Origin of the sequence: Acinetobacter parvus DSM 16617 = CIP 108168, assembly GCF_000368025.1 — a bacterium.
Lineage (GTDB): Bacteria > Pseudomonadota > Gammaproteobacteria > Pseudomonadales > Moraxellaceae > Acinetobacter > Acinetobacter parvus.
The window spans coordinates 669367-681663 of record NZ_KB849212.1 but is presented as its reverse complement, the minus strand read 5'-3'; the positions used below and the strand labels follow the sequence as shown (position 1 = coordinate 681663).

Below are 12297 nucleotides of genomic sequence, written 5' to 3'. Positions count from 1 at the left end.
AAGATGGCTGAGACAAAAACCGCACCTGCAACTGAAGAAGTGAAAGATGTTGTTGTTGAAAAAACTGCAAAAGCTAAAGAAGCTGTGGCGGAAAAGACGGCAGAAGTCAAAGAAGCTGTAGCTGAGAAAACGGCAAAGGCGAAAGAGGTTGTTGCTGAAAAAACCGCAAAGGCGAAAGAAGTGATTGCTGAGACTCAGGAACAGGCGAAAGAAGTCATTGCTGAAACTCAGGAAAAAATTGAAGCTGAAGCAAAAGAACTCAATGATGCTGTTCAAAATCAGTTTGCACAAATCAAGCAAGACATTTTACAGCGTATTGAAGTGATCAAGGGCCAGTTTAACTTGTCTCAAGAAGACTTGGTTGAATTTAAGAATGCCTTGAAAACTGAGTTAAACGCTTTGGTTGAAGACTTAAGCAAAGTCAGCAAAGAACTGAAAGATGACATTAGCCAGATTTCAGTAAAACACAAAGACACTTTGACTGAGAGCTTTAAACGTACCAAAGAACAAGCAGTTGAAGCCTGGAATAAGGTGCGTGCAAGCTAAGTCATCGCTTGCCAATAAAAAAGCGAGAATTGAGTTCTCGCTTTTTTGTTTTTTAGACTTATTAAAAAAAGTTAAAACTTATGCAGCCAATCCCGTTTGTTATGGAAATCGGCCTGAGGGCTGCTATGCTGCATTGCAAAGTAATGCATGCCTTGAGTGGTATTTAACACTGCAGTTAAACCAAGATACAGGTCAGCCCATTTCAATTTATTTTGCTGCATAAACTGGGATAAATCCACACTGACATTTAAGCCATAGTGGGTACGTTGTAAATGGTTCAACTCAATATCATAGGCAGCTATAGGCGGCATATTTTCTGGAAAGCGATATTCTTCAAATTGATAGGCCTGCCATGCCTGAGAGGGAGAAAGATTGATTTCACGATAGAAATCTTCATCTTTCACACCAATAAAAATCTCAAAACAAGTCTGTTCCCATAAAAAGTCAAGGCGGGGATGTTCCGAAACCTGATCGGGATAAATCAGAAACTGATTTGGGTCACGCACCCAGAAACCAACATTCACAGTTGCTGGTGTTTGCTGCTCAATCGCCCCAACCACCGTAATGGCGTTAAAGCGATCAAAAGCCGACAATTCATAACTTGCCATTGCTTAGTTATTACTGAGGTGAGCAAAACGAACGAGGTTGGAAAGATGCTGGTTTTGTTTGGCTGCCTTTTTATAAAGCAAAACAATTTTACCAATTTTCTGTACCGATTCCGCACCAGTCGCCTCAACAAGGGCATCAATCACTGCCGCACGCGCCTCACGGTCTTCACCCGCAACTTTCACCTTAATCAGTTCATGGTCATTTAGCGCACGATTCGTTTCTTCAATGACGTTTTCTGTAAGACCGTGGCTACCAACCATTACAACTGGGTTAAGTGCATGACCAATTTGACGCAAACGCTTACGTTCATGGATAGATAAAGCCGCCATTAAAAATACCTGATTTGAAAAACGACCTAGTATAGCCTGCATCCCAAACCTAAGATAGATTCAGTAGGCAGACTGATCATAAATATTCAGAAAACTGTTGAAATAACCAATGATGTTGATCGAAAAAAATCTGTAAAAGTTCGTGTGATTACGCTACATCCGTACTGTAATGAGAGTAATTTTCACGTACAATGACCAATCAGAAGTGTTTTGAAATTTAGTGAGTTATGGCGACACGCATTACCAATCAAAAATTGTCGAAAAGCAGTCGTGCGTGGATGAGAGAGCATCTGGATGATCCTTTTGTTAAAAAGGCGCAGAAAGAGGGGTATCGCGCACGCGCAGCATATAAGTTACTCGAAATCCAAGAAAAATATAAACTGATTAAACCTGGTATGACGGTTGTCGATCTGGGCGCGGCACCTGGTAGCTGGTCACAGATCGCAGGTAAGCTGGTCGGTGCCAATGGTTTGGTGATTGCATCGGATATCCTGCCAATGGATGCGCTTCCAGATGTGACCTTTTTACAGGGTGACTTTAGGGAAGAGGAAGTCTTCGAAAAATTGTTAAATATTTTAAATGGTCGTCAGGTAGATATTGTAATTTCTGATATGGCCCCCAATACATCAGGTAATAGGGCTGTCGACCAGCCACGCCAAATTTATTTGTGTGAGTTGGCACTGGATTTTGCTCAGAAAGTTTTAGGACCAAATGGACAGTTTGTGGTTAAGGTGTTCCAGGGTTCAGGATTTGATGAGTTTAGAAAACAGGTGGTTGATGGTTTTGATGTATTAAAAACAGCCAAACCTGCGGCGTCACGCGCTCGGTCAAAAGAGGTTTTTTTGATTGGACAGGGTCGTAAAAAGGCATTGCAATAAAAAGTGTACTTGCCAAGATGTTAAAAATTGTGCATTTTGTACCTTTTAAGTTTTTTGCAACGCAAATTCATTGCTGTTTTTGTGAAGGTCAGCCAAGATTAGGTATGATCAAATTAGATTGATATGGGAATAAAGCCTTGAGCGATTACTTCAAGAATGCCGTATTGTGGCTCATCATACTCGGTGTTCTGATTTTGATTTTTAGCAACGTCAGTGACCGCAATAAGCCTGCAGCGATGAAATATTCAGATTTCGTTGCAGCGGTAAATGCTGGGCAAATTAAACAGGTCACCATTGATGGATTGAATATCAGTGGTGAGAAAACCAATGGTTCTTCATTTGAGACGGTTCGCCCACAAGTAGAAGACACTGAGTTGCTACCAAGCTTGAACAAACAAAATGTAGTGGTTGAGGGCACAGCACCACAACGCCAGGGCATTTTGATGCAACTTCTTATTGCGAGTTTCCCTGTATTGCTGATCATCCTGTTGTTCATGTTCTTCATGCGTAATATGGGCGGTGGTGCTGGTGGTAAAAACGGTCCGATGAGCTTTGGTAAGTCAAAGGCAAAAATGCTGTCTGAAGACCAGATCAAGGTCACATTTAGTGATGTTGCAGGCTGTGACGAAGCAAAACAGGAAGTGGTTGAAATTGTAGATTTCCTGAAAGACCCTGCTAAATTTAAGCGTCTTGGTGCAACCATTCCTCGTGGTGTATTGATGGTGGGTCCTCCAGGTACAGGTAAAACATTATTGGCAAAAGCCATTGCTGGTGAAGCCAAGGTTCCTTTCTTCAGTATCTCTGGTTCTGACTTTGTTGAGATGTTTGTTGGTGTGGGTGCATCACGTGTCCGTGATATGTTTGAACAGGCAAAACGCCATGCACCATGTATCATCTTTATTGATGAGATTGATGCGGTGGGTCGTCACCGTGGTTCAGGTACAGGGGGTGGTCATGATGAGCGTGAACAAACCCTGAACCAGATGCTTGTTGAGATGGATGGTTTTGAGGGTAATGAAGGCGTGATCGTCATTGCCGCAACCAACCGTGTCGATGTGCTTGATAAAGCCTTGCTTCGTCCAGGTCGTTTTGACCGTCAGGTGATGGTTGGCTTGCCAGACATCCGTGGTCGTGAGCAAATCCTGAATGTTCACTTGAAGAAACTTCCTTCAGTGACTGGTGTGGATGTTAAGATTCTTGCCCGTGGTACGCCTGGTTTCTCTGGTGCGCAACTTGCGAATTTGGTGAATGAAGCTGCATTGTTTGCTGCCCGCCGTAATAAAAATACGGTTGACATGCATGACTTTGAAGATGCAAAAGACAAGATCTACATGGGTCCTGAGCGTAAGTCGATGGTGATCCGTGAAGAAGAGCGTCGCGCAACGGCCTACCATGAAGCTGGACATGCGATTGTTGCTGAAATCCTACCAGGTACAGATCCTGTGCATAAAGTCACGATCATGCCGCGTGGTTGGGCATTGGGCGTGACTTGGCAGCTTCCCGAACAAGACCAGACCAGCCATTATAAAGACAAGATGTTGAATGAACTTTCAATCCTGTTTGGTGGTCGTATTGCGGAAGAAATCTTCATCAACCGCATGTCAACGGGTGCATCCAATGACTTTGAACGTGCAACTAAGATGGCACGTGCAATGGTCACCAAATATGGTATGTCAGATGCGCTTGGTGTCATGGTGTATGAGGACGAAAACCAGAGTGGTTTCTTCGGCAATGTTGGTAGTCGTACCATTTCAGAAGCGACTCAACAAAAAGTAGATGAAGAAGTACGTCGTATTTTGGATGAGCAATATACCGTTGCACGTAATATCTTGGAAAATAATAAAGATATCGCGCATGCAATGGTGAAAGCACTGATGGATTGGGAAACGATTGATCGTGATCAAATCCGTGACATTATGGAAGGTCGTGAACCACAACCACCTAAGGTCTATATTCCTGAAAATCCAGTGGCTGCATTTGAACCACCGAAAGATGGTCCATCTACACCACCACCATTACCAGCAATGGGCTAATGGTTGAAATCAAGAAGAGTCGCTAAAAGCGGCTCTTTTTTTGTCCTTATTTTAGCCAAGCTGAAAATAAATCAACAATGTTCTTAGGACAGTCTTGTTAAAATAAAGTGATTCGTAAAGTGTTAAGAGTTTTTTGATAATGCAGTTGATGCCATTACCACAGTGCCAGTTACACTGTGGTCGTTTTATACTGGATTTATCCCAGCCACAGATTATGGGTATTCTCAATGTCACCCCTGATTCTTTCAGTGATGGTGGACAGCATCATCATAAGGAACAGGCCGTTCAACGTGCTTTACAGATGATAGAAGAGGGTGCAAGCATTATTGATATTGGTGGAGAATCCACGCGCCCCAATGCGTCACCTGTTGAGCTTGAGGAAGAAATTCAGCGTGTGATTCCTGTGGTGGAAGCATTGGCAAAATATGATGTTGTTATTTCAATAGATACCAGCCAGCCAGAAGTAATTCGTGCTGCTGTAAAAGCGGGCGCACATATCTGGAATGATGTTCGTGCCTTAACCCGTCCGCAAGCATTGGAAACGGCTGCTGAGTTGAATATTCCTGTGATATTGATGCATATGCGTGGTGAACCAACCAATATGAACCAGCTTGATCAATATACAAATGTCACAGAAGATGTGATGTATGAGTTAGAGCAACGCTTGGATCAGGCACTCGAAATGGGAATCAAAAAATACAATATCATCCTTGATCCTGGTTTTGGTTTTGCTAAAAATGCTCAACAGAATTTTCAATTATTAAATGAATTCTGGAAGCTGAACCAGATGGGCTATCCGATCTTGTCAGGTTTGTCCCGTAAGCGTTTTATTGGTGAAGCCTTAAATGGTATACCTGCACAAGAACGTGCAGTGGGCAGTGTTGCAGGACATCTAATGAGTATTCAGCAGGGTGCCAGTATTGTCCGTGCGCACGATGTCAAAGCGACCAGTGATGCCATTAACGTCTGGAAAATGATGTTCAATCAATAATAGTTTAGGGTATTGATACAACCGTAAGATTCTATTGGCTTGCTCCATAAATATATCAGATGAGTAATTTTTAAAAATGGAAAATAAAACAATTACATATAAAAGCTTGTGGGTGTTTGCACTCATTCTCAGTCTAGGATTTATTGTTTCGGCTGCGGTGATTGGCTATGCCGTGAAGCAGTTTAATAACAGCAGTAATTCAATTACCGTCAAGGGACTGGCAGAAAAACCGATTCAGGCAGATTCGGCCCGTTGGGAAATTAACCTGCAAACCAGCCACACTTCAGAAAGTATTCCACAGGCCTATCAGTTACTTGATCAGCAAATGAAAACCTTGCAGGGTTTCTTTGTTGAGCATGGGTTTAAAGCCGCTGATATGCAATTGGGTAATAAGAGTTCCCAGTCTTATTATGAAGAGGTGGAGACGGATGAGGGACGAACCCGACGTGAGTTTAAAGGCTATATTGCAATGCAGTCTTTGGTGATCAACAGTCGTGATATTCAAAAGATTGAAAAGGCAGCCAAAGATGCGTATTTGCTGGATGAAAAAGGCATTGCAATTGCCCAAAAACCTGATTATCTGGTGTCTAATTTAGAAGAAATTAAAATGTCATTGATTGCCAATGCCACCAAAAATGCCTATAGCCGTGCCAATGAATTTGCCAAGGTCGGTGGTGCGAAAGTGGGTAGCATGCGTTCAGCCAGTCAGGGTGCATTTTATATTTTGCCTGAAAGTGGTTCGGATGAAGATAGTGATTATGGTGGAGCCTATGATAAAGCTACCATTAATAAAATTGCCCGTGTGGTGGTGACCATTAATTATGCGATTGAATAATCAATCAAAATAAGACAGCAAAGTGCGATTATGAAGATCAGGATACATTCAAATACGGTGTATCTTTCTTTTTTTGCATACAATGATTGTGATCTAGCCATACATTTGAAAAGATAAATAAAATTGGGGAAATGAAAAATGCATCATCTTGCAAAAATATTTGCTTTAACCGTACTTGGCAGCATGATTGCCGCTTGTCAATCAGTTGAATCACAGCATCGTGAAGTTGCAATGAAAGCCCATGATCGCGCGATGGCCGCAAATATGAAACGTATGGTTGCACCACGTCCTGTATTGGCAATTGCAGCCATGCCCGCACCTGCAATGGAACGCCAGCGTTTGCAACAAAACACCGAAAAATATCAGAAAAATGATGTGAATCCTGTGCATCGGGTTGCAGATCAGGCAGTTTCAACCTTTAGCATTGATGTTGATACAGGCAGTTATAGCAATACTCGCCGTTTCCTGAATGATGGGCGTTTACCGCCAATCGATGCGGTTCGTGCTGAGGAAATGATCAATTATTTTGATTATCAATATCCACAGCCAAATAGTATTCACCCATTCTCGGTCACGACTGAAACTGTTGATTCACCCTGGAAACAACATGCCAAACTGATCAAGATCGGGATTCAAGCCAAAGACTTGGCAACCAAACAGTTAGCACCAGCCAATCTGGTTTTCCTTGTCGATGTCTCAGGCAGTATGGATGCACCAGATAAATTGCCCTTGGTTAAGCAAACTCTACGTTTATTGACTGAGCAACTACGTCCGCAAGATAAGGTCACGATTATTACCTATGCCAGTGGTGAAAAACTGGTTTTGGAACCTACTTCGGGCGATCAAAAAGACAAGATTTTGCGTGTGATTGATGCTTTGCAGGCGAGTGGTGCAACCGCAGGCGAGCAGGCGATTCAACTGGCTTATCAACAGGCAGAAAAAGCCATGCTGAAAAATGGCATCAATCGAATTTTGCTGGCAACGGATGGTGACTTTAATGTCGGGATCACCGATTTTAGTACCCTAAAAGGCATGGTGGCGGAAAAACGAAAAAGTGGTATTTCACTCACCACGTTGGGTTTCGGCACAGGCAACTATAATGAGCAACTGATGGAGCAGCTTGCTGATGCGGGCGATGGTAATTACAGTTATATCGACAATAAGAATGAAGCCAAGAAAGTGGTGCAGCGTCAGCTTTCATCCACACTTGCGACAGTAGCGCAGGATGTCAAGATTCAGGTCGAGTTTAATCCAGCGACTGTAAAAGAATACCGTTTGGTCGGCTATGAAAATCGGATGCTGAAACAGGAAGATTTTAATAACGACAAGGTTGATGCAGGTGATATTGGGGCGGGGCATAATGTCACTGCCATTTATGAGATCATTCCAGTCGGGCAGCAAGGCTGGCTCAATGATTCACGCTACCAAACCCCGACAAAAACCAGTGCAGGAAATACCTCGGAATATGCTTTTGTCAATGTGCGTTATAAATTACCGAATCAGGATAAAAGTATTTTATTGAATCATTCTGTGCCAGTAGGTCGTAAATCTTTATCCCAAGCCAGTAATGATACCCGTTTTGCGATTGCAGTGGCTTCCTATGCCCAGCAGTTAAAAGGTGGAGAATATAATGGTGCAATGGGCTGGGATCAGATTATTCAACTGGCGCAGCAGTCAGCCAAACCCGATCCTTATTTAATGCGAGAGGAATTTGTTGAATTGGCAAAAATCGCAAAAAATCTCAGTGCTAAAAAGGACTAGAGATTAAATTGATGAAAAGCGGTCGGAAAAACCGCTTTTTTAATGCCTAAATCTCGTGATTTGCAGCAGATTATGCTATAAGCATGGCGTTTTATTGACATCTTATTGTGTATGTTTGAAGATTTACTCCTCCCCATGTTTGATGATGAATATTATCCCGATATTCTGGTGGCCGAAGTCAAACAGCATATTCAGCAATTCTCAAAAAAAGTAACTGGTTCAGGCGTATCTGAGTCGGATATTTATCGTTTCGCCCATCAAACCCTGATTGAAATTAACGAAATGAAACCGCAGTTTGATGATCTGGATTCAAGCCTGGATGATACGGCTGCCGATTATATTGCTGAAGCCATGATGATGATTGTGCAGGAGGCGGGATATTTGGAGATTGAAATGGAAGAGTTGATTGCCAATCGGGAGTGGTAAGCTACACTCCCGAGCTAAAGTTTCTCTTTAAAAAGTGATTATTGCGCTGTTTCACTCCAAAGTTTGGGTAAAATAATTTGCCCTGAAATCTCTGCCTCAATTTTAGGCTGTCTGATTTTTTGATAATAGATACTTTCACTATTGATCAATAAACCCAAAGTATCATTTTTATGCAATTTTGCATTGACACTTGAAAGTTCAATATTTTGACCCTCACCATCTTGCTGTGATGAACCCTGTATCACCTGATCATAAAGACGTTTTTTTGCTGGATTCAAGGGTGTAGTCTGTTCATTTAGAATCTGGTATTTGCCCGTCCTGGCTGATTTTACTGCAACGGAAATAAACAGGGTTGGGGCGATTTGCCCAGACTTTGACTCAATGTTGAGTGTCAACTGTGGTGAACCCGTCATATAAGTGGTTTGGGTTGCGCTATGAATGGGAATAAACACCGCCTGTTTTGGTGTTGCTGCAATCCACGTTTTGGCAATGCTGTAGTGTGTGCTAGGCGTTAAATCACTCAGATGATTTACAGGGCTATGATCAATACATAATTCAGGCAATGTTATGGGTGTCTGATCTTTAAGCTTCTGGTTAAACCACGCCATAATCGTATCTTGTAAATTATAGTGTTGTTTATTGCCACAACTGACTGACTTGCCAATATACCAAAATGGTGTGTTGCCCAATGGTGAATGTTGGGCAAAAGGCTGTAAATGACCACCTTGAACACCGATTAAATGTACCTCATGCTGGGCATGCTGAATACATTGTGCAGCTTTGACTCCCTCATTAAATGGAAACAATACATCCCGAAATCCCTGAATAATCAGGGCATCTGCTTTTGGTGCCTGGGCATGTTCACAAAACCAGCTGGCCTGATGGGTTTTAAGGAAGTTATAGGTAGAATCCTTTAATTGACCTTGCTGGGTATCGACATAGGCCTGCTTGAGTTCAGGATGAAACTTGTTCCAGTTCCACCAGTCACCAATCAGGTTCAGGAATGTAATCCAGTTAGTTTTGGGAATGCCATTTGGGGCAAGGCTATTCATAATGTCATACCATGTTGTGATCGGTACAATCGCCTGTAGACGGGGATCTAAAGCGGAAACCAAATACTGTATGCCACCCGCATAGGACTCACCAATCATACCTGCACGGACACCGTTCTGATTTTTTGCCAATTGAGGAAGATTCTGTTCAGCCCAGTTCATAATGCTGATCACGTCCTGAGCTTCCTTTTCAGGATCGGCAAGGCGAATTTTACCCTGACTATTGCCATGCCCACGCTGGTCATAACTAATCACCCAATAACCATTTTGCCAGGCTTTTTTTGCCACTTGTCCAGTCGGTAGCAGAAAACCATACAGGCTCAGGCTAGGGCGTTTCATACGGGACAAGCCAAAACCATGCGTATGCAATAACAAAGGCGCAGTTTGGCCGATCTTTAAATGTGGCTGATAAACAGTAAACGCCAGTACCGTGCCATCAGGAGCGATGGTTTTTGCCTGATAATAACGCTGTTTTAATTCACTGGCCTTGACTTGAGTAGGGATAGGTTGAACAGCGGCATGCATACAACCTTGTAATGCCAGAACTAAGCCAAACCATAGCCATAAAAGGTAGGTACGCATCGATTTTTTTCATCCTTGAGCAAATCTTTGGGAGTTCACAATGTGAGTGGCTATAGTTTAACGTGGCTCATCAATGGATACCATCCACTGATAGATCATTTTGGCTGACCTATCAGTTTTAATCGTTACAACACACGGGCTTTGTTGCGATAGGCATATAGAGACAGGCCTAGGCATAAAAAAATTAAACCTATAATCAAGTGTGAGCTAAGAGATTCATGGTTAAAAAATACACCCCAAAAGGTGGCCAATACAGGTGTAAGGATCGTGATCAGCATCGAATTGACCGACTGTAGCAAGCCGAGGGTGGGCAGGGACGACAGTCGGTTGTACCTGCGTGGTCCGTAAAGAATTTGTGATTGCTTAACATGAGAATCTTTCCATAATGATGTCATCCAGTTAGCCTGCTGGCAACCTACTGGACCAGCCGTAAGCATATTGCGACTTGGGTGTTGTGGGTGTTTGTGGATATTGTCTATGTGGGTATGTTTATCTACAAGGAACTGTTCCTGACCGCAGGTTTATATGCTGCCTTTGTGTTACTGGTGGCAATGGCAACAGGTTAAACGCAAGCAATTGGTAGGATCACTATAAAAAAATCCAGTTTTACCCTATGGTCAAACTGGATATTCAGTGTGTTATGACTTATGTTTCCAATAAGGCCAATTTTCTTCAGGGCTAAACTGATAATTGTCATCCAGCCAGTACGTCCGTTTGGGTGCTGACTTTTCCTTAAGTCCCATGATATGCATCAGGTTATTATCCAGTTCTGCCGTGTTCAGTGTCCTGGTTTTATCCACCCCAGTTGAGGGGATATGGTCATACCACATGATCACGGGAACCTGATAACCTGCCTTGGTATTTGGGCTGTGGCCTGCATAGTCGATTTCATGCCCAACTTCATTGCCATGATCCGATACCACCATGAATGACCTGAAGTCTGGCACATGATCGGCCTGTAACTCATCCAGAAATTTGGCCAATAAGGAATCTTCATATAACACGGCGTTGTCATAATCGTTGCGTAGCGAACGAATCCACGGGTCAATATCCCTGTTTTTAAGGTCATTTTCCACCGCATCATTACTGGCGCTGGTAAAGCGGTTAAAGACTGCTGGGTAACGTTCCTGATAGTTGGGGTGGGCACCAATCAAATGCAGGATAATCAATTTTTTCGGTTCAGGATCAGCCAGTGCCTGCTGATAATCAGGGAACAGGTTTTCATCAAGAGAACTGCTGCTACGCCCTGAACGCCTGTTTTTATAAATGGCTTTATCTGTATAGGAACCAAAAAGGGAGGAGAGATAAACATCGTCCTGATTGCTGATCCAGTAAATTTTATAGCCTGCCGCTCGGGCATAGGCCAACACACTTTCAGGGGAATATTTATCATGTTCCGATGCGGGACTTTTCGTCAATAAAACCCGTAAGGCATTGATGGTGGAAGGAACAGGTGAAAAGGCGTTGCAAAAAACCTTAAGCTGATCCAGTCGTTTACTGAGTTCTGGTGTGGTATCTCTTGGATACCCACATACACCATAATTTAGGCTGGTGATACTTTCTGAAAGTACCAGCACATGGGTTTGTTTGCCCTTTGCCTGATCAGTTAAGACCAGATTTTGTTTTGCGCTGAGATCCCATTGCTGATGTACAGCTTTATGTTGCTTGATCCTGTTTTTAAAGTTCTGGATTTTGGCATGATGGTCTTGCCAAAATACCACAGGATGAACTTTGCGCGAGGGCTTCATTAAATAACTGGTTACAGTTAACAGCATCAGAAAAATGATGCAAATCCGATAGATGCGACTATTCCAGAGCTGGCTAAAATGTACAGGTTTAACTAATTTAAAAACAGCATAGCTATAAATGCCAAGCAACACCACAAGACTGAACAGTACAGCAGCCAGCAAGGCGAGATGAAGCTGGAAAAACTCCAGAATTTCATGTTTGTTGGTGTTGGCAACTGCCTCGATAATAAAATAGGCTTCATTATCACTGTTGAATAAAAACCATGTACTTGAGCGTAGCAAGGCGTCTAGCCAGGAAACCAGCCACCAGAGGATAGACAGGATATACCAGTAATTTTTATGACGCGTAATCGCAAGATACGTGAAAACAACACCAAGCAAGGATAGGAAGCCCAGTCGTAAACCATCGGTTAAATTTCCAGCAAAACTCAACAGGCCACCCGTGATTAATGCAGGCAGCACAATAAGCAGCAAAATCTTAAAATTTTTTAAGCTGGCTTTCATATG

Annotated in this window: 11 protein-coding genes and 2 pseudogenes; 8 read left to right on the top strand and 5 right to left on the bottom strand. The window is 42.8% G+C overall.

What is annotated here, in order from left to right; all coding sequences use genetic code 11:
• Window positions 1-3: 3 nt before the first annotated feature.
• Window positions 4-546, top strand: coding sequence for a hypothetical protein (locus tag F988_RS09790; RefSeq protein ID WP_004682762.1), 543 nt, complete (start codon window positions 4-6; stop codon window positions 544-546).
• A 71-nt stretch (window positions 547-617) separates the two neighbouring features.
• Here F988_RS09790 and F988_RS09785 read toward each other — a convergent pair whose 3' ends face one another.
• Both F988_RS09785 and yhbY read right to left on the bottom strand, forming a co-directional pair.
• Complete coding sequence (locus F988_RS09785; RefSeq protein WP_004682761.1) at window positions 618-1154, bottom strand: DOMON-like domain-containing protein; 537 nt, start codon at window positions 1152-1154, stop codon at window positions 618-620.
• A 3-nt stretch (window positions 1155-1157) separates the two neighbouring features.
• Window positions 1158-1484, bottom strand: coding sequence for a ribosome assembly RNA-binding protein YhbY (yhbY, locus tag F988_RS09780; protein ID WP_010589156.1), 327 nt, complete (start codon window positions 1482-1484; stop codon window positions 1158-1160).
• Window positions 1485-1711: 227 nt separating this feature from the next.
• Here yhbY and rlmE point away from each other — a divergent pair, with 227 nt between their 5' ends.
• From rlmE to F988_RS09750, 6 genes are all read left to right on the top strand, one after another.
• Window positions 1712-2362 carry a 23S rRNA (uridine(2552)-2'-O)-methyltransferase RlmE gene (rlmE, locus tag F988_RS09775; RefSeq protein WP_004676658.1) on the top strand — a complete coding sequence of 217 codons (651 nt, stop codon included), beginning with the start codon at window positions 1712-1714 and terminating at the stop codon, window positions 2360-2362.
• Window positions 2363-2499: 137 nt separating this feature from the next.
• Window positions 2500-4395 carry an ATP-dependent zinc metalloprotease FtsH gene (gene ftsH, locus F988_RS09770; protein WP_004682760.1) on the top strand — a complete coding sequence of 632 codons (1896 nt, stop codon included), beginning with the start codon at window positions 2500-2502 and terminating at the stop codon, window positions 4393-4395.
• A gap of 139 nt (window positions 4396-4534) precedes the next feature.
• Window positions 4535-5386: a dihydropteroate synthase gene (gene folP / locus F988_RS09765; RefSeq protein WP_004682759.1), complete on the top strand. Its 852-nt coding sequence runs from the start codon at window positions 4535-4537 to the stop codon at window positions 5384-5386.
• Between the two features lie 76 nt (window positions 5387-5462).
• Window positions 5463-6221 carry an SIMPL domain-containing protein gene (locus F988_RS09760; RefSeq protein ID WP_004682758.1) on the top strand — a complete coding sequence of 253 codons (759 nt, stop codon included), beginning with the start codon at window positions 5463-5465 and terminating at the stop codon, window positions 6219-6221.
• Window positions 6222-6359: 138 nt separating this feature from the next.
• Window positions 6360-7982, top strand: a complete 1623-nt coding sequence (locus F988_RS09755) for a vWA domain-containing protein (RefSeq protein ID WP_004682757.1) — start codon at window positions 6360-6362, stop codon at window positions 7980-7982.
• Between the two features lie 111 nt (window positions 7983-8093).
• Entirely contained in the window at window positions 8094-8408 is a 315-nt protein-coding gene (locus F988_RS09750) for a DUF5713 family protein (protein WP_004682756.1), read from the top strand.
• A 38-nt stretch (window positions 8409-8446) separates the two neighbouring features.
• Here the strand turns inward: F988_RS09750 and F988_RS09745 are convergent, their stop codons facing one another.
• Window positions 8447-10042: a CocE/NonD family hydrolase gene (locus F988_RS09745; RefSeq protein ID WP_004682755.1), complete on the bottom strand. Its 1596-nt coding sequence runs from the start codon at window positions 10040-10042 to the stop codon at window positions 8447-8449.
• Window positions 10043-10167: 125 nt separating this feature from the next.
• Window positions 10168-10323: pseudogene (locus F988_RS15460) on the bottom strand (DMT family transporter); the annotation flags it as partial.
• A gap of 120 nt (window positions 10324-10443) precedes the next feature.
• Between F988_RS15460 and F988_RS14685 the strand changes: the two are divergent.
• Window positions 10444-10636, top strand: a pseudogene (locus F988_RS14685) (nicotinamide mononucleotide transporter); the annotation flags it as partial.
• Window positions 10637-10680: 44 nt separating this feature from the next.
• On the opposite strand, the gene F988_RS09735 reads toward F988_RS14685, so the two are convergent.
• Complete coding sequence (locus F988_RS09735) at window positions 10681-12294, bottom strand: phosphoethanolamine transferase (RefSeq protein WP_004682754.1); 1614 nt, start codon at window positions 12292-12294, stop codon at window positions 10681-10683.
• Window positions 12295-12297 lie beyond the last annotated feature (3 nt).

What these genes read in the sequence shown, in the direction of transcription:
- F988_RS09790 (WP_004682762.1), top strand. Translation starts at nt 4, where the DNA reads ATGGCTGAGACAAAAACCGCACCTGCAACTGAAGAAGTGAAAGATGTT.
- F988_RS09785 (WP_004682761.1), bottom strand. Translation starts at nt 1,154, where the DNA reads ATGGCAAGTTATGAATTGTCGGCTTTTGATCGCTTTAACGCCATTACG.
- yhbY (WP_010589156.1), bottom strand. Translation starts at nt 1,484, where the DNA reads ATGGCGGCTTTATCTATCCATGAACGTAAGCGTTTGCGTCAAATTGGT.
- rlmE (WP_004676658.1), top strand. Translation starts at nt 1,712, where the DNA reads ATGGCGACACGCATTACCAATCAAAAATTGTCGAAAAGCAGTCGTGCG.
- folP (WP_004682759.1), top strand. Translation starts at nt 4,535, where the DNA reads ATGCAGTTGATGCCATTACCACAGTGCCAGTTACACTGTGGTCGTTTT.
- F988_RS09760 (WP_004682758.1), top strand. Translation starts at nt 5,463, where the DNA reads ATGGAAAATAAAACAATTACATATAAAAGCTTGTGGGTGTTTGCACTC.
- F988_RS09755 (WP_004682757.1), top strand. Translation starts at nt 6,360, where the DNA reads ATGCATCATCTTGCAAAAATATTTGCTTTAACCGTACTTGGCAGCATG.
- F988_RS09750 (WP_004682756.1), top strand. Translation starts at nt 8,094, where the DNA reads ATGTTTGAAGATTTACTCCTCCCCATGTTTGATGATGAATATTATCCC.
- F988_RS09745 (WP_004682755.1), bottom strand. Translation starts at nt 10,042, where the DNA reads ATGCGTACCTACCTTTTATGGCTATGGTTTGGCTTAGTTCTGGCATTA.
- F988_RS09735 (WP_004682754.1), bottom strand. Translation starts at nt 12,294, where the DNA reads ATGAAAGCCAGCTTAAAAAATTTTAAGATTTTGCTGCTTATTGTGCTG.